Below are 16,467 nucleotides of genomic sequence, written 5' to 3' on the forward strand. Positions count from 1 at the left end.
CGCGCTAGCCTCAGCCACTGACCACAGCGCGCGAAAAACGGAACGCCGGAGGAGCCAGTGAACAGGCAGGACGGAACCGGTCGCGCGAGGCGTCCCTACGACATCGTGCTCTACGGGGCGACGGGGTTCGTCGGCGTGCTCACCGCGCGGTATCTCGCGGCGCACGCGCCCGCCGGGTGCCGCTGGGCCATCGCGGGCCGCAGCGGGGCGAAGCTGGAACGGCTGCGGAGTCTGCTCGCCGCCGAGCACCCCGGCTGCGCGGAGCTGCCGCTGATCGAGGCGGACGCCGGCGACCCGGAGGCGCTGCGGCGGCTCGCCGGCTCCGCCGAGGTCGTGGCGACGACGGTCGGCCCCTATCTCTGGTACGGCGAACCGCTGGTCGCCGCGTGCGCGGAGGCGGGCACCGACTATCTCGATCTCACCGGTGAGCCCGAGTTCGTGGATCTGATGTACGTGCACCACGAGGCGCGGGCCCGCGAGACGGGGGCGCGGCTGGTGCACGCCTGCGGCTTTGACACCGTGCCCGGCGATCTGGGCGTGTACTTCACCGTGTCGCAGCTGCCCGAGGGCGTGCCGCTGCGCGTGGACGGCTTCGTCAGCTCCAACGGGACCTTCTCGGGCGGGACGTTCGCCTCCGCGCTCAATGTGATGAGCCGGGGCAGGCAGTCGCTGCGGGCGGGGCGGCAGCGGCGGCTGCACGAGCCCCGGCTGGTGGGACGGCGGGCCCGGTCGCCGATCGGCGGGCCCCGCTACAGCCGGGAGGCCGACGCCTGGGCGCTGCCGCTGCCGCTGCTCGACGGGCAGATCATCACCCGCTCGGCGCGGGCGCTCGAACGGTACGGCCCGGACTTCCGCTACCGGCACTACGCGGCGGTCAAGACGCTCCCGATGGCGGTGGGCGGGGTCGCGGCGGTGGGCGCGGTGCTGGGGCTCGCCCAGCTGCCCGTCGCCCGGCGCTGGTTCTCGGACCGGCTCAAGCCGGGCGAGGGCCCCGACGAGCGGCGCCGGGCGCGGAGCTGGTTCTCGGTGCGGTTCGTGGGCGAGGGCGGCGGCCGGACGGTGTGCACGGAGGTGTCGGGCGGGGATCCGGGCTACGACGAGACGGCGAAGATCTTCGCCGAGTCCGCGCTGTGCCTCGCCTTCGACGAGCTGCCGAGGACCTCCGGGCAGGTCACCTCGGCCGCCGCGATGGGCGACGCGCTGCTGAACCGCCTCCAGGCGGCGGGGATCCGCTTCCGGGTGGCGGCCCGGCGCTGACGCCCACGCCCCTCAGAGGACGGCCGCCGCCAGGGCCTCGCGGCAGAGCCGGTCCGCCCGGCGGGTGGTCTCCGGGAGCCGGTAGCGGGGGGCGAGGAGGAGGGTGTGGGCGCAGGCCGTGTCGAGGGCGGTGCGATGGCCTGCCGAGACATAGACCGGCTTGACGCCCGGCTGGGTGCGCAGCGCCCGGCCGACCTCTTCCCCGTCGTCGGCGCGGAGCGCCGCGGTGTCGCCCCGGTGCGGGCCGAGTTCGCCGTGGCCGAAGACGAAGGGGTTCTTGGCGACGCCGATGGACGGGAGTCCGGTGAGTACGCCGAGATGGCTCGCGAGTCCGAAGCGGCGCGGGTGCGCCCGGCCGTAGCCGTCGCAGACCACCAGCCCGGGGTCCGAGGCCAGGGACTCCAGCGCGGCGAGCACCGCCGGCAGTTCGCGGAAGGCGAGCAGCCCGGGGACGTACGGGAAGGCGACCCTGCCGACGGCGGTGGACTCCTCCACGACGGTGAGCGTGCGGGCGTCGACGACCACGGCGGCGGCCGCGACGACGCCCCGGACGTCGTCGTACGCCACGTCCACCCCGGTCACCGTGCCGGTGCCGGGCTCCGGCCCGCTCTCGTCCAGGACGACCCGGGCGCGGAGTTCGTCCTGCACGGCCAGCGCCCGGGCCTCGTCGGCGGGCCAGCCCTCGGGTATGTCGATGATCGTCATGGTGCCCCCACACTATGCGCGCCGCGCCGCGCGCGCCGCCGGGTGCCGCCGGGTGCCGCCGGAGTGCCGTCCGTCCGGGCCCCGGGACCTCGTACGAGGTGGCGTAGCCTGGCGGTCATGTTCGTACTGGAGTTGACGTACACCGCCCCCGTAGAGCGCGCCGACGCGCTGATGGAGGCGCATCTCGCCTGGCTGGACGCGCTCTACGAGGAGGGTGTGTTCATCGCCTCGGGACGCAAGAACCCCCGTGACGGCGGGGTGATCCTGGCCGTCGGGGACGACCGCGCGCGGATCGAGGAGATCGCGGCGGCCGATCCCTTCACGGTGGGCGGGGTGTGCGCGTACCGCATCACCGAATTCTTCGCGACGCGCACCGCCCCGGCACTCGCCGCCCACCGTCAGCCGCCGCCGGCCTAGGTCGTTTCTTATCTTACGGATCTGGCTGGATCAGGGAGCGGGGCCTGGTGCTCCCCCTGGGCCTTCGGCCAGGGAGGTGCCCCCCGATCGCAAGGCGGAGGATGGGGGCACCTCCCGGGCGAAGCCCAGGGGGAGAGCCCACGCGGTGGGGGCACTCCCCCAGGCTCCGCCGGGGGCACCCCCACCCGGGCGAAGCCCAGGGGGCCGTAGGCGACTGACGACAACGCGGCGTGGGGGCACTCCCCCAGGCTCCGCCGGGGGCACCCCCACCCGGGCCGCCAGGCCCAGGGGGAGTGCGTGCCAGGCCCCGCGAGCCCAGCAAGATCCGTAAGAAACGACCTAGGCCACGCTTCCGGAGTCCCGTCCGGCCGCCGCGCCTCCCCCGGCTACGGCTGGTGGGGGTGCTCCCCCCTGGGCTTCGCCCGGGAGGTACCCCCACCGGCGGAGCCGGGGGGAGTACCCCCCGGGCACGCACGCTCCCTCCCGCTGCCCTGCGGGCGCGGTTCGAGGGCACTCCCTGGGACGTGCCCTCGAAGTGACGTCGTCCGCCCGTACAGGCCCCCGGGCGAAGCCCTGGGCTCGCGAGCCCAGCAGGATTCAAACGGCAGACCCTAGACGCCTTCGGAGGCGTCGGGCGTCGAGAATTCGGCGGTGAACGCCTCCCTGCCCAGGGCCGCGAGGACACGGGCGGTGACGCGGTCCACGTCGGCCCGCTCGGCCGGGGGGAGCGGGGCTCCGGAGGCGATGCGGGCGCGGGAGGCCATGCCGAGGAGGCGGGCGGCCCGGGCGGGCCGATCCGCGAGGGAGTGGGCCCCGGCGAGGCCTTCGTGGGCGAGGGCGACGGCCCGGGGGTCGCCGCCGGCGCGGGCGACGGCGAGGCCCCGGAGGTGCAGGGCGAGGGCCTCGGCGGCGTCGCCGCGCTGTTCGGCGAGGAAGCCGAGTTCGGCGAGGAGGAGCGCGGGTCCGGGGCCGAAGTCGACTTCGCGGTGCCAGGCGAGGGTCTTGCGGAGGTGCTTCTCGGCGAGGTCGAGATCGCCGGCGCGGCGGGCCCCGAGGCCGAGGCCGATCTCGGCGTGGATCTCCCCGGCCGCGTAACCGTGCTCGGCGGCGCGGGCCATGGCGTTCCGGTGGAGTTCGGCGGCGCGGGCGAAGTCGCCGGTCAGCAGGGCGACCCGGCCGAGCCCGGTGAGCCGGTCGGCGGCGTCGGCCAGGAATCCCAGCTCTTCGGCGAGCCGGAGACCCTGTTCGTGCAGTCGCGCGGCGTGGGGGTAGTCGCCGCTGATGGCGGCGAGCGCCGCCAGCGGATAGACGGTCTGGAGCTGCCCCCAGGGGTCGCCCAGCTCCTCGAAGAGCGCGTGGGCGTCCGTCGCGTCGCGCCGCACGGCGGCGAGGTCGCCCCGCAGCAGCGACTGGGTGGCCCGGGTGCTCAGCGCGGCGGCGGTTCCCCAGCGGTCGCCGCCCGTACGGAAGCCGGTCAGGGCCCGGCCCACCAGGGTCTCGCTGCGGGCCAGGTCCTCCCCCGCCCTGAGCGCGGCGTCGCCGAGGAACCAGAGCGCCCGTGCCGACCCGGCCGCCGGGCCCGGGTCGTCGGCGCTCTCCTCCGCTTCCCCGGCCCCGGCCCCGGCCCCGGCCACGGGCACGGGAGCCTTCCGGGCCTCTCCGGCCAGCAGGGCGAAGCCCTCGTGCCACAGGGCGAGGCTCCGCGTCTCCCCGGCCTCCCCCGCCTCCCCGGTGACGCGCAGAGTGTCGCCGAGCGAGCGCCGGGCCTCGCTGAGACGGCCGCGCAGAAACCAGTACCAGGTCGAGGCGAGCGCCATGCGTGCCGCCCCGGCCGCGTCCTTCCGCCGTACGGCCCACTCCAGCGCCGTGCGCAGATTGGCGCTCTCCTGGTCGAGACGGGTCAGCAGGCCCAGCTGTTCGGGGCCGTGGAGCCGGGCCCCGGCCCGCTCCATCAGCCGGGCGTAGTGGGCGTGGTGGCGTCGGCCGGCGGTCTCGGACTCGCCCCCCTCCGCGAGGCGTTCCAGGGCGTACGCGGCCACGGACTCCGGCAGCCGGTAACGGGGGCCGTCGGCCACCGTGACGAGTGAGCGGTCCACCAGCCGGATCAGCGGGGTCAGCACGTCCTGGTGCTCCTGGTCGCCACCATCACCGCCGCACACCGCCTCGGCCGCTTCGAGGCCGCAGCCGTCGGCGAAGACGGACAGCCGCCGCAGGACCGCCCGTTCGTCCTCGCCGAGGAGTTCCCAGCTCCAGTCGATGACCGCGCGCAGGGTCCGCTGGCGGGCGGGCACGCCCCGGTGGCCGCCGGCCAGCAGCCGGAACCGGTCGTCCAGCCGGGCGGAGAGCTGGTGGACGCCGAGCGCGCGGACCCGGGTGGCGGCGAGTTCCAGGGCGAGGGGTATCCGGTCGAGGCGGCGGCAGATCTCCGCGACGGCCTCCGCGTCCCGCCCGGTCACCGTGAATCCGGGGGCGGCGGCAGCGGCGCGCTGGACGAACAGCAGCTCGGCCTCGGCCTGCGGCAGGGGCGGCACCGTCCAGACCGTCTCCCCGGCCAGCCCGATCGGCTCCCTGCTGGTGGCCAGGACGCTCAGCCCGGGAGCGGCGGCCAGGATCCGGCGGATGACGTCGGCCGCCGAGTCGACGACATGCTCGCAGTTGTCCAGCAGCAGCAGGAGCCGCCGGGAGCGCAGCGCGTCCTCGATGCCCGCCGCGCCCTCCTCGCGGATGCCCAGGGCGGCGCTCAGCTGCTCGGCCACGTCCAGGGATCCGGCGAGACCGACCATCCGGACGCCGTCGGGGCGGCCGGCGGCCACCCGCCCGGCGACTTCCTCGGCCAGCCGGGTCTTGCCGACGCCGCCGGGGCCGGTGAGCGTCACCAGCCGGTGCGCGGCGAGCAGTTCGGTCACGGCGGACACCGCTTCCGCCCTGCCGATGAGCCCGGTGAGCGGGGCCGGCAGGGCGCTGTCACCGCGCCCGCGGACGGCCGGTGCCCGCTCGGGCGTCTCGTCGTCGTGCCGGAGGATCGACCGGTGGAGCGCGGCCAGCTCCGGGCCGGGGTCCACCCCCAGCTCCTCGGCGAGCAGCTTCCGCAGCCCGGTGTAGGCGGCCAGCGCCTCGGACTGCCGGCCGGCCCGGTACAGCGCCCGGATGTGGACGGCCCTCAGCCGCTCCCGCAGCGGGTGACGGTCCGCCAGTTCGCCCAGCTCCCCGGTGAGCGCGTGGTGTTCGCCCAGTTCCAGCCGGGCTTCGGCGAGTGTCTCCAGCGCGGTCAGCCGCTGCTCCTCAAGGACCTCGGCGGCCGTGCGCAGGACTTCGACCTCGCGCAGACCGGCGAAGGCGTCCCCCTTCCACAGCGCCAGGGCGTCCGTCAGCAGATCCGCCCTGGCGCGCGGGGATTCGGTGTCGTACGCCTCGGCGGTCAGGGCGGCGAACCGGCGGGAGTCCACCCGCTCGGGGGCGGTCCGCAGCAGATATCCCGGAGCCCTCGACTCCACCAGCGCTCCGGCCCCCGTCCCGGCCCGCTCCAGCGCGGCGCGCAGCCGGGAGACCTTCGTCTGGAGGGCCCCGGCCGGGTTCCGGGGCGCGCGCTCGCCCCACAGCTGGTCCACCAGCCGGTCGGACGAGACCGTACGGCCCTCGTGGACGAGAAGGGCGGCCAGCAGGGCGCGGACCTTCGCCTCGGGGACGTCGATCTGTTCGCCGGTCGCCGTGGAGACGGTGAGGGGGCCCAGCACGGAGAAGTACATGACCGCACGGTAGCCGTGCGGGGCCGACAGCGGTCCGACAGAGGCCCGACAGCGCGGCTGGGGAAGGTGGAACCGGCCGAAGAGAACGGCTCATACGAGAAGTCGAGGGAAGTGCGGGAGTGACCGTGAACGAGAACGAGAAGCACGAGCAGTCGGCGGTGTCGGTGATCGGCCTGGGGCAGTTGGGGACCCGGCTGGCCCAGGCGTTCCTCGGCGCGGGCCACGCCACGACCGTGTGGAACCGTACCGCCGCGAAGGCCGACGCCCTGGCGGCGCAGGGAGCCGTCCCGGCGGCCGGCCTGGCGGCGGCGGTCGCCGCGAGCCCCCTCGTCGTGGTGTGCCTGCCGGACTACGCGGCCGTCGAGGGCCTGCTCGGCCCGGTGGCGGACCGGCTGCGCGGCCGGACGCTGGTCAATCTGACCTCCGGCACTCCCCAGGACGCCGTCAGGGTGGCCGGGTGGGCGGCGGAGCACGGCGTCGGCTATCTCGACGGGGCCGCCATGAGCGGCACCCGGCTGGTCGGCCGTCCCGAGGCGCTGTTCGTCTTCAGCGGCTCCGAGGGCGCCTTCGCCGCGCACCGGGAGGAGTTGGCGAGCCTGGGCAACTCGGTGTACCTCGGCGGTGACCCGGCGCTGGCCCCGGTGTACGACACCGCGCTGTTCGGCCTGGTCTGGGGCGCGCTGGCCGGCTTCTACCACTCGGTCGCGCTGGTGGGCACGGCGGGCGTGGACCCGACCGTCTTCACGGCGGTGGCGCGGGAGCACATGTCCTTCGTCACCTCGCTGATGACGGAGCACGCCCGTCAGATCGAGGACGGCGGATTCCCGGACGACGACGGCACCGTGGAGGTGCACCGGGCGGCGATGGACCATCTTGTGCACACCAGCGGGAGCCGGGGCATCGGCACCGATGTGCCGGACCTGTTCAAGACCCTGCTGGAGCGGGCGTCCGCCGACGGCCACGGCACGAGCGGCGTCGCGAGCGTCGTCGCGACCATCGCGAAGGGTGAGCGGAATGTCTGAGCGTACGAAGCCCTCCGTGACGGTCCTCGGGCTCGGCCGGATGGGCGCGGCGATCGCCGGCGCGTTCCTCGGCACCGGTCACCGGGTGACCGTGTGGAACCGTACCGCCGCGAAGGCGGAGCCCCTGGTGGCGCGGGGTGCTCTTGGCGCGGCCACCGCCGCCGAAGCCGTGACGGCGGCCCCGCTGGTGATCGTGCCCCTCCTCGGCCCCGGCGCGGTACGGCAGGCGCTGGGCCCGGCCGCCGCGGCGCTGCCCGGCAAAACCGTGGTCAACCTGGCGAACAGCACGCCCGACGAGGCCCGGGAGATCGCCGCCTGGGTCGCGGAGCACGGTGCCGACTATCTCGACGGGGCCATGATGGCCCTGCCCCAGACGGTCGCGACCCCCGACGGCTTCTTCCTCTACAGCGGCTCCCGGGAGGCCTTCACCTCCTTCCGTCCCGAGCTGGAGGTGATGTCGCCCGCGCACTACTTCGGCACCGACCCCGGCGCGGCGGAGATCCACGACCTCGCCGTGCTGGGCACCGGCTACGCCGCCCTCGCCGGATTCCTGCACTCCGCCGCGCTGCTGGACTCGGTGGGCACCCCTCCCGAGGTCCTCGCCCCGCTCGCGGCCCAATGGCTCAACGGCATGGCCGCCTTCCTTCCCGAGCTGGCACGGGAGGCGGGGTCGGGGGCGTACGCGGAGGGCGTCTCCACCGTCGATCTGAACCGGGTCGCGGTCGGCAACCTCGTCCGGCTCAGCGCCGCGGGCGGCGTCGCCACCGACGTACACGATCCCCTCAAGGCCCTGCTCGACCGGCGGGCGGCCGACGGGCACGGGCAGGACAGCTTCTCCAGCGTCTTCGAACTGCTGCGGGCCCGGAACACCCAGGGCGGGGGTACTCGGGTGCGGGGTCCGGTCGGCTGAGTACGGGCGCGGATACCGGCCGGGCGGAGGGCTGCGTAGCGTCCGTCCCATGGATCACACCGATACCGAACCGGCACCGCACCCGAAGCCGATACCGCTGCCGAAGCCGCCGGTCCCGACCCCTTCGAGGCGCCTCTCCCCAAGAGCCTGCTGGTCCTTCTCGCCTTCGCGGTAGTGGTCTTCGGCGGTCTGGTGTGGCTGGTGGGACCACTGCTCGCGATCGCCTGCGACTCCTGCCAGGACGGCGTCCGGGGCTCCGTCCGCTTCATCGGCACGCTGACGGCGATCGCGCGGTACGGAGTGCCCCTGGCCACGCTGGTGACGGTCCTCGGGATCTTCACGGCCCGGCGAGGCGGCCGGGCGGGCTTCATCGGTCTGGCGGTGCTCACGGTGCTGCTGGTCCTGATGCTGGTGCTCGGCAGGATCACGGGCTGATCCCCGCCGCCGGGCCCGGACCCGACGACGGGGATCAGCTCTCAGGGGGGACCGGGGGCCGGGGGATCTACTTGCCGTAGTAGGCGTCGTAGAGCGTCACCGTTCCCTGGTTGCCCTTCTTGTCGGTGACCACCGAACGGAAGGTGATCGCCTTGCCCTTCGCCGGGTTCCCGACCGTCACCCCGCCCCGGGTGACCGGGAGCTTCTTCCAGGTCCTGCCGTGGTCGTAGGAGGCCGAGACCTCCAGCGAGCGGAGGTTCCCGCCCGCCGCCGCGCCCTGCACGGTGACCGGCACCCGCTGGGTACGGCCCGCCGGAGCGGTGCCGTCCGGGCTTACGGCCGCCTTCAGCCGGGCGACGGACACCGGCAGCGCCACCTTCTCCTCCGTGCCGGGCCGCTTCGAGCGGAAGGTCCAGCTCGCGTCGATGCGGCTGCCGGCCTTCGCCAGCTCCGGCGAGCGGGTGACGGAGGTGGACAGGGTGTAGGGGGCGTCGGCGGGGCCGACCGCGAACGATTCGTCGCCGGTGAGGGGATCGTTGTTCTCACCGATCCTGGTCTTGCCCCGGTGGAGGGTGGTCTTCACCGAGGAGTACGTGGACCACCCCTCGTTTCCGGCACCGTCCGAGAACACCGGCAGCGCGCCGGTGATGCTGTCCTCCTCGCGGAAGACTCCCTCGCCGTCGGCGATCCTCGGTGCGAAGACCGGGGTGTTCACCGTTCTCGTGTAGGTCTTCCCCGCCCGGAAGGCCTCGTCGCGCGGAAAGTAGTACCTGGCCTCGGCCCTGTCCCCGCTCTTGCCGTACTGATCGGCGGTCAGCTCCCAGGTGGCTCCGCCGACGGCGGAGAGATACAGGGTCCGGACGCCGGGGGCCGGCTGGGGCGATATGCCGTGCGACCGGGCGGCCAGCCCGTGGGGAAGTTGGCCGAGCACCGTGCCGCCCATCCGCTTCCCGGGGGCCGAGGCACCTGCTCCGATCCGTACCGTGGCCATGTCCCGGGCCTTGAAGCGCTTGACGTGGCCGGTCGCGAACCGCTGGACGGGACCGCCGTGGACGGTGCTGTACTGGACCGAATTCCCCTTGCTCCAGTGGCCCGTCCAGGACTGGGTGAGCGAACCGTCGGTGACGTCCGGTCCGATGTGCGCGGTGCGGAAATTCTTGAAGGAGACGGCCCCGATGTCCTCCACCACATTCCATTCCTCGGAGAACCGCACGGAACTGAAGACCGAAACATGGGACGACTTCGCCTTGGCGTCCGGCGGTGTGATGTCGACAGGCCTGGTGGTACGGGCGTCGACGGTGAACGTCATGTGCCGGTCCACGGAGAGTTTGGGCTGCGAGAGCCAGTCGTAGCCCTTGGTGGAATCACGGGGATCCGCCGCGTGGATGGAGTCCAGCCGGTACGTTCCCCGCGGCAGCCGAATGGTGGAACTGCCGGACTCGTCGCCCGGCTTCAGCCGGTGGAACTTCGGGTTGTCCAGCCGGAGCGTGCCGAGGACGGTGCGGAAGTCCCGGCCCGGCTTCCCGTGCCGGTCGATGTGGCGCACCGTCAGGTCGTACGACTCGACCTCGCGCTCCACACCGGCGGTGGTACGCACGCTCTGGCCGCCGCCGCTCGCGACGACGGTCGCGGCGTAGTCGCCGTTGACGCCCCCGCCGAGCCGGGTGTCCGCCGTCAGCTCCACCGAGGCGGTGCCGCCCGCCGGGACAGTGATCCGGTTCCGGCCGAGGGTGAAGAAGCCCTCCGGGGCGGGCCTGCCGTCCGGGCCGTCCGCAGTCACCGTCAGATCGAGGGTGAGATCCTCGCCGCCGGTGTTGCGGTAGTCGATCGAGCGGGTCACGGGCGTGTCGTCGGTGTGCGGATACCGCTGTGTCCCGAATGTCACGGTCGACCGCTCGGCGAACACCCGCTGTTCCAGGGCCCGGTCGGCCGCGACCCGGCCGGCCCCCTGCTCGAACGGCGTGTGCTTGTGCGTGCCGTTCTTCGCCGAGCCCGTCAGCACGCTCTTCAGCTCGGCGGCCTTCCACTTCGGGTGCCGCTGCTTGAGCAGGGCCGCGACACCGGCCGCGTGCGGGGTGGCCGCCGCCGTGCCGGAGAAGGACACATGGCCGGGCGGGCTCTGGCCGTCCGAGGTGCCGGGGGCGGCCGCCGCCGTGATGTCCACACCGGGGGCGGTGAGATCGGGCTTGACCCCGCCGCCCTCACGCGGGCCGACTGCGGAGAAGCCGGCGATCCGGCCCTGCCCGTCCACCGCGCCGACGGTGAGTGCGCCCTCCGCCCGGCCCGGCGAGGCGATCGAGCGCGGATCGGGGCCGTCGTCGCCCGCCGCCACGGCGAACAGCACACCCCGCTCGGCGGTGACCCGGTCGACATGGGTCTCCAGCGGGTCGTTCTCGTCCCGGCCACTGCCCATGAGGCTGAGATTGACGATGTCCGCGCCCCGGGCCACGGCCCAGTCGATCCCCGCGATGATCGTCGACGCGGTGGTCCTGCCCCGGTCGTCCAGCACCTTGCCGCTGAGCACCTCGGCCCCGGGGGCCACACCCCGGTGGGCACCGTTCGACGCCGCCCCGCTGCCCGCCGCCACCGACGCGACCTGCGTGCCCTGCCCGTAACGGTCCTCACTGTCCGGGGAGCGGGAGAAGTTCCGCTCGGCGACGACCCGGCCCGCGAGATCCCGATGGGTCTCGTCGACCCCCGAGTCCAGTACCGCGATCTTCACCCCGGTGCCGTCGTACCCCGCCCGCCGGTGCGCGTCGGACGCGGCGGTCCGGGCCGTACCGGCGGCGGCACGGGCCGTGTACACCCCGTCCAGCGAGATCCGGTCGACCCCGGCGGTCACGCCGCGCCCGCCTCCGCCGTCGGCGGTACGGGTGAGGCTCTCCCAGAAGGCGGCCGCGTCGCGGGCGGGCACGGTGACGGCGTCCGCGTTCAGCGAGGCGAGGGTTCGGGCGGTCCCGGCGGCGGCGCGGATCCCGCTCCCGGCTTCCCGGGCGGCCGTGTCCCGGTAGCCGACGATCACCTTGACGCCGTCGCCGTAGACCGCCCGGCTCTCGCGCCTGTTCAGCTCGGTGATGTCGAAGAGGCGCTCGTCGAGGGTGCCGTCGCCGACGAGCCGCTGCGCGTCCGAGGGGATCACCAGGGTGCGCCCCTGCCCCGTCCGCGTGTGGATCGGCACCTTCTCGCGCCCCTTGGCGGGCTCGACGCCGACGACCTCGCCCCGGGCGTCGACCCGCACCCGGTCGCCCGTGATCAGCGTGATCCGGTGCCCGGGTAAGCCCTTCCGCCCGGATCCCGCCGTCTCTTCCCCCACGGCCCGTTCCCCGCCGCTTCCCCCGGCCGAGGACGGCCCGGCCATTCCCGCCGACAGCGCGACGGTCACCGCGACAGCCGTCGCGGAGAGAAACGCTCTTTTCCTGCTACTGCCCACATCTCCCCCTGGAGACAATCGAATCGGCGAGGCGGAGAATTCCCCGCCCCATCCATCGACCGGCAGTATTGACCCATTCCGCGACGGGCCTCCAGGATTCACGTGATGTACAAATCAAGCAGTACTCATCAAGGACCCGTCCGGGCAATCACCTGGTCATTCCCCATAAGGAGGGAAGGCGAATTGCCCGCCCCGGGTTCTACATCTCAGGTACCACTTCACGGGCGTCGTGCGCGTCCCGGGCGTCGAGCAACTCGGTCAGATGTGCCTCGGCCCATGCGCAGCCGGCGTTCATGGGTGCGAGGAGCGTGCGGCCGAGCGGGGTCAGCCCGTACTCGACCCTCGGCGGGATCTCGGGGTGGACGGTACGGGTGATCAGCGCGTCCCGCTCCATCGCCCGCAGCGTCTCGGTCAGCACCTTCGGCGTGATGCCGCGCAGCGGGACCTGCAATTCGGAGAAGCGCCGGGGGCCGGCTTCCAGACATCTGATGACCTTCGCGGTCCACTTGCCGCCGATGCGGATCGGCGGGGTGGTGTGGGTGCATCCGGCGAACATCTCGGGGTTGAGTGGTTGGCTCACACTGGCGAGAGTACGTAACTATCTTTGCGGTAACCAAGGGGCCGGCGCCTAGCGTTCACCACGTCGGCCGGCACTCCGCCGGCCCGGTCGGACGGAGTCCTCATGAGCAGAATCGTCATCTTCGGAGCCGGTGGACGAGCGGGCCGCCACGCGGTCGCCGAGGCGGTCTCCCGGGGCCACGAGGTCACCGCGGTCGTACGGGATCCGGCCAGGCACCCGGACCTGACCGGCCCCGGTGTCGTCGTGGCAGCCGGGGACGTCACCCTGGCGGACAGCGTCGCGGCGGTCGCGGCGGGCCATGACGCGGCGATCAACGCCAGCGCCCGCCTCGACATCCCGTCGGAGCTGTTCTATGTGAACGCCGCGCACGCCCTGCTGGAAGGTCTGACCCGCGCCGAAGTCGGCCGGCTGATCCTGATCGGCATCGGGACCACGCTGGAGACCGCCCCCGGAGTGCCGGTGCACGACGCCCCGGGTTTCCCCCCGGAGGCACGGAACTTCTCCCTCGGCCACTCGGCGGAACTCGAAGCGCTCCGCTCCGCCGAGACCGGCGTCGACTGGCTGGTGCTCGCACCGCCGCCCGTCGTCCTGGACAACGAGGCGGCGCGCACCGGCCGTTACCGGACCGGCGACAGCCGGGTGCTGCCCGCCGGGGAGAACACGTCCGTCTTCTCCTACGCGGACCTCGCGGTGGCGCTCGTCGACGAGATCGAGGCCCCGAAGCACCACCGTTCGCTGACCGCGGTGGGCTTCTGACACTCCGCCGGGGGCACGGCCGGTGTCATCCGACGGTGACGACCGTGGCCGTGCCGAGGACGCCCTCGGTGGGGATGCGCCGCTCCTCGGACGGAAGGCCGCCGACGAGGCGTTCGACCCCCGCCGCGCTCGGCTGGAGGCGGCCCCGTTCGTAGCGTATGAAGCTGACGCGGGTGCCGGACGGCGGGCCGTCCAGGGCGCGGTACTGGCGGTAGGTCATCGCGTCGCACCCGGAGTACCAGCCGCTCTCCGGCTCGTACCCGGTGACCAGCAGACAGGGCGCGCCCCCGGCGGCCAGGGCGCGGGCCACCGGGACGGTGGAGCGGTGCTGGGACATGGGTCCGGGCATCGCTCCGTGGGCCACGACCTGGGCGGTGGCGGGGACGGCGAGCAGGGCGAGCGCCGTCACGGCCGCGAGGACGGGGCGTGCCACGCCGTCGGCGAGGGTCGCGAGGGCGTCGACGCCGAGGACGGTCAGCAGGATGACGGAGAGGTAGACGAAGCGCGGCTCGCCGTCGGTCGCGAATCCGAGGAGTACGGGGACGAGTACGGCGGTGGTGCCGAGGAAGAGGATCCGGCGGTCCCTCGCCCCGGGGCCCGCGGGCGCGCCGTGTTCGCGGGGCGTGCGCTGTTCGCGGGGCGTGCCCTGTTCGCGGCGGGCCGCGCGCAGTGACCGGGCCGCGCGGACGGTCGCCGCCAGGCCGGCGAACATGACGACGGCTCCGAGGTCCCCGGCCAGCCGGTAGGGGAATATCGCCAGGTAGTAGAGGAATCCGTCGCCCATGAAGCTGCGCTCGGCCTGGGAAGTGGCCCAGGTGATGAGCCCGAGGGGCCATCCGGTGACCTGGGTGGCGTACACGAAGTGCGGTGTCAGGCCCAGCAGAATGACCGCGCCCGCCGCCGCGAGACGCCTTCCGTGGGGGAGCCAGGCGCGCGGGCCGTAGGCCAGCAGGGCGGCCAGGGCGATGGCGCACAGATTGCCCACCACTCCGAAGCGGAGGTAGAACGCGGCGAGCACCACCGGGGGCAGGGCGAGGAGCGCACGGGAGGATCCGGGGTTCTCCACGGTCCTGACCAGGATGAAGACGGTGACGAGCAACAGGCCGGTACTGCCGGTGTCGTTGAGGAACGCGGGCATCCTGCGCAGAAAGCCCAGTCCGCCGAGGACGAGCAGCATGGCCAGGGCGGCGCGCCGGGGGGTGGTCCAGCGGGCGGCGATCGCGTATCCCAGGGTCAGGGTGGCCAGCACCAGGAGCAGGCCGACCGCGCGCAGAGCCCCGACATCGGCGTGGACGCGCAGCGCCAGCGAGCCGAGCAGGGGCAGCCCCGGCGGACGGTAGGGGCCCCAGCCCGCCGCCGGCATCGAGGGGTCGGCCCATGAGCGGGCCTTGTTGGCGTAAACCGATTCCTCGTGCCCGATCCAGGGTTCATGGTCCTGGAGCACGGCCCACACCGCCACCGCCATGGCCAGGACCAGGGCTAAGGCCGCCCGGCCGGGGACGCGGGCGGCGACGGCCCGGAGCCGCTCGTGCCGGGCGGCGGGGGCGCGGCGGCCTCGGCCCCACCACAGCAGCGGTGCGGCGAGCAGCAGCAGCGGCCAGGGCTGCCATCCGGGGAGGAGGCCGCCGCCCCCGGCGATCAGGAGCGCTTGCTGACCGACGGTCAGCGCGGTGCAGGCCAGCCCGCCGTACCGGGCCCACGTTCGGGCCCTGGTGGGCCGGACGGCGGTGACGGCGGGCGAAAGGGTGTCGGGGGCCATGGGAGTTCTTCCGTCTCTGGTCGTGGTGCGGACGGTGTGCCGCGTGACGCGTGACGTGTGACGTGACGCGTGTCGCCAGAGAGAAGATACGGATGTCGGACCGCCGGGCACTCCGGGTTCGGGCTTCCCCGAATGCCCGGCGGGAGTGGTTCTACGGCCGGTCCCGGGGTTCGGTGCCCGCCTCCAGACGGGCGACGCGGCCCTTCTCGCCGGAGGCCCAGCAGCCGAGGCCGAAGCCGGGGGCGCAGTCGACGGTGTCGTACGAGCCGGTGTCGACGGTTCGCCAGGTGCGGCCGCCGTTCAGGGTGAGATCGGTGCCGGTGGGGCCGACCGCGAGGGCGGTCGCGGGGGTGTGGGGCAGCCAGGCGACGCCGGAGCGGTAGGCGGGCGGCGGCTGGGCCGACCCCTGCCAGGTGCGACCGCCGTCGCGGGTGACCGAGGCGGCCCGGGGGGACGGCTGTCCGGTGCGGTAGTCGCCGCCGACGGCGATGCCGTGCGCGCGGTCGCGGAAGGCTAGCGCGAAGACTCCGCGCGCCGGGTCCCCGGCCGGGATGCCCGATTCGGCGGCGGTCCAGGTCACTCCCCGGTCGGCGGAGTGCAGCACCCGGCCCGTGGCCCCGCCGCCGGTCGCCAGCCAGACGTCCTTGGCGCCCGAGGTGACCAGGCACTGCCCACTGGCGGCGAACCCGGCCTCGCCCGGCTGGGCCTCGGGCATCCCGGCGGTGGGCAGCACCTGCCAGGAGCGACCGCCGTCGCGGGTGGACAGGATGCGGTACTTGCCGTCCACGGGATCGCTCATGGCGAGGCCGTTGCGGCGGTCGAAGAAGGCGACGCAGTCGTAGAACGCTCGTGGATCGGTGTTGCGGAACGTCTCGGTCCAGGTGTTTCCGCCGTCGGCGGTGCGGTAGACGCGGGACGCCTCGCCCTCCCCGATGGCGAGCACCACGGCCCGGCTGCCGTCGAAGGCCTCGATGTCGCGGAACTCCAGCCCGCGCGCCTCGGGCGGTGAGACATCGCGCCAGGTGCGCCCGCCGTCGGCGGTCCGGAGCACGGTTCCCCGGGAGCCCGCGACCCAGGCGGTGCTGCGGCTGACGGCCGCCAGTCCCCGGAAGCGCGCGTCCGTGCCGGTCTCCTTGAGGCTCCACCCCGGACCCGCCCGGCCGTCGTCCGCCGCCGGCACGGATGCGGGCGCGGGCGCGGGCGTGGCCCGTGCCGGAGCGGCGAGCACGGCGGCCACCGCCACCGCGCACACCACTGCCGACACCATTCGTCTCGTCTTCCCCATGGACGTCATGGCGCTGGAAGCTAGCCCACCCGTCAAAGCCCGTCCAGAGGGGCGGACCGGCCCGAGCGCTCCCCCGCCGGGCGGTGACACAGCTCACCCGGCCGCGCGATGACGCGACAGTCCCGCCCGACGTCTCTTCAACTGTCCGTTGAGGGCGTTTTACGT

Annotated in this window: 12 protein-coding genes; 6 read left to right on the forward strand and 6 right to left on the reverse strand. The window is 74.0% G+C overall.

From position 1 onward, the window contains the following. The first annotated feature begins 57 nt into the window (after positions 1-57). Positions 58-1,257 carry a saccharopine dehydrogenase family protein gene (locus tag ABD371_RS08660; RefSeq protein ID WP_344474547.1) on the forward strand — a complete coding sequence of 400 codons (1,200 nt, stop codon included), beginning with the start codon at positions 58-60 and terminating at the stop codon, positions 1,255-1,257. A 12-nt stretch (positions 1,258-1,269) separates the two neighbouring features. Here ABD371_RS08660 and ABD371_RS08665 read toward each other — a convergent pair whose 3' ends face one another. After that, positions 1,270-1,962: an endonuclease V gene (locus ABD371_RS08665; RefSeq protein WP_344474549.1), complete on the reverse strand. Its 693-nt coding sequence runs from the start codon at positions 1,960-1,962 to the stop codon at positions 1,270-1,272. Positions 1,963-2,079: 117 nt separating this feature from the next. Here ABD371_RS08665 and ABD371_RS08670 point away from each other — a divergent pair, with 117 nt between their 5' ends. Next, positions 2,080-2,379 carry a YciI family protein gene (locus ABD371_RS08670; protein WP_344474551.1) on the forward strand — a complete coding sequence of 100 codons (300 nt, stop codon included), beginning with the start codon at positions 2,080-2,082 and terminating at the stop codon, positions 2,377-2,379. Between the two features lie 611 nt (positions 2,380-2,990). Here ABD371_RS08670 and ABD371_RS08675 read toward each other — a convergent pair. Beyond that, positions 2,991-6,125, reverse strand: a complete 3,135-nt coding sequence (locus ABD371_RS08675; RefSeq protein ID WP_344474553.1) for an AfsR/SARP family transcriptional regulator — start codon at positions 6,123-6,125, stop codon at positions 2,991-2,993. 125 nt (positions 6,126-6,250) lie between these two features. On the opposite strand from ABD371_RS08675, the gene ABD371_RS08680 reads away from it, so the two are divergent. The 3 genes from ABD371_RS08680 to ABD371_RS08690 all read left to right on the forward strand — a co-directional run bounded on the left by ABD371_RS08680 (position 6,251) and on the right by ABD371_RS08690 (position 8,492). After that, positions 6,251-7,147, forward strand: coding sequence for an NAD(P)-dependent oxidoreductase (locus tag ABD371_RS08680; RefSeq protein ID WP_344474555.1), 897 nt, complete (start codon positions 6,251-6,253; stop codon positions 7,145-7,147). After that, positions 7,140-8,057, forward strand: coding sequence for an NAD(P)-dependent oxidoreductase (locus ABD371_RS08685; RefSeq protein WP_344474557.1), 918 nt, complete (start codon positions 7,140-7,142; stop codon positions 8,055-8,057). Before ABD371_RS08680 ends, ABD371_RS08685 begins: the two co-directional genes overlap by 8 nt. A gap of 201 nt (positions 8,058-8,258) precedes the next feature. Then, the gene (locus ABD371_RS08690; protein WP_344474559.1) at positions 8,259-8,492 is read left to right on the forward strand and encodes a hypothetical protein; all 234 of its coding nucleotides are present in this window, start codon (positions 8,259-8,261) and stop codon (positions 8,490-8,492) included. A gap of 67 nt (positions 8,493-8,559) precedes the next feature. On the opposite strand, the gene ABD371_RS08695 is transcribed toward ABD371_RS08690, so the two are convergent. Further along, entirely contained in the window at positions 8,560-11,805 is a 3,246-nt protein-coding gene (locus tag ABD371_RS08695; protein ID WP_344474561.1) for a S8 family peptidase, read from the reverse strand. A gap of 316 nt (positions 11,806-12,121) precedes the next feature. Beyond that, the gene (locus ABD371_RS08700; protein WP_344474563.1) at positions 12,122-12,502 is read right to left on the reverse strand and encodes a winged helix-turn-helix transcriptional regulator; all 381 of its coding nucleotides are present in this window, start codon (positions 12,500-12,502) and stop codon (positions 12,122-12,124) included. A gap of 102 nt (positions 12,503-12,604) precedes the next feature. Between ABD371_RS08700 and ABD371_RS08705 the strand changes: the two genes are divergently transcribed. Beyond that, positions 12,605-13,258 (forward strand): NAD(P)-dependent oxidoreductase, encoded by a 654-nt coding sequence (locus ABD371_RS08705; RefSeq protein ID WP_344474565.1) that lies wholly within the window; start codon positions 12,605-12,607, stop codon positions 13,256-13,258. Between the two features lie 25 nt (positions 13,259-13,283). On the opposite strand, the gene ABD371_RS08710 is transcribed toward ABD371_RS08705, so the two are convergent. Next, a complete protein-coding gene (locus ABD371_RS08710; protein WP_344474567.1) occupies positions 13,284-15,017 on the reverse strand; it encodes a glycosyltransferase in 1,734 nt (577 codons plus the stop codon). A 151-nt stretch (positions 15,018-15,168) separates the two neighbouring features. Further along, a complete protein-coding gene (locus ABD371_RS08715; protein ID WP_344474569.1) occupies positions 15,169-16,311 on the reverse strand; it encodes a WD40/YVTN/BNR-like repeat-containing protein in 1,143 nt (380 codons plus the stop codon). Between the last annotated feature and the right edge of the window lie 156 nt (positions 16,312-16,467).

It is taken from the genome of Streptomyces amakusaensis, assembly GCF_039532665.1.
Lineage (GTDB): Bacteria > Actinomycetota > Actinomycetes > Streptomycetales > Streptomycetaceae > Streptomyces > Streptomyces amakusaensis.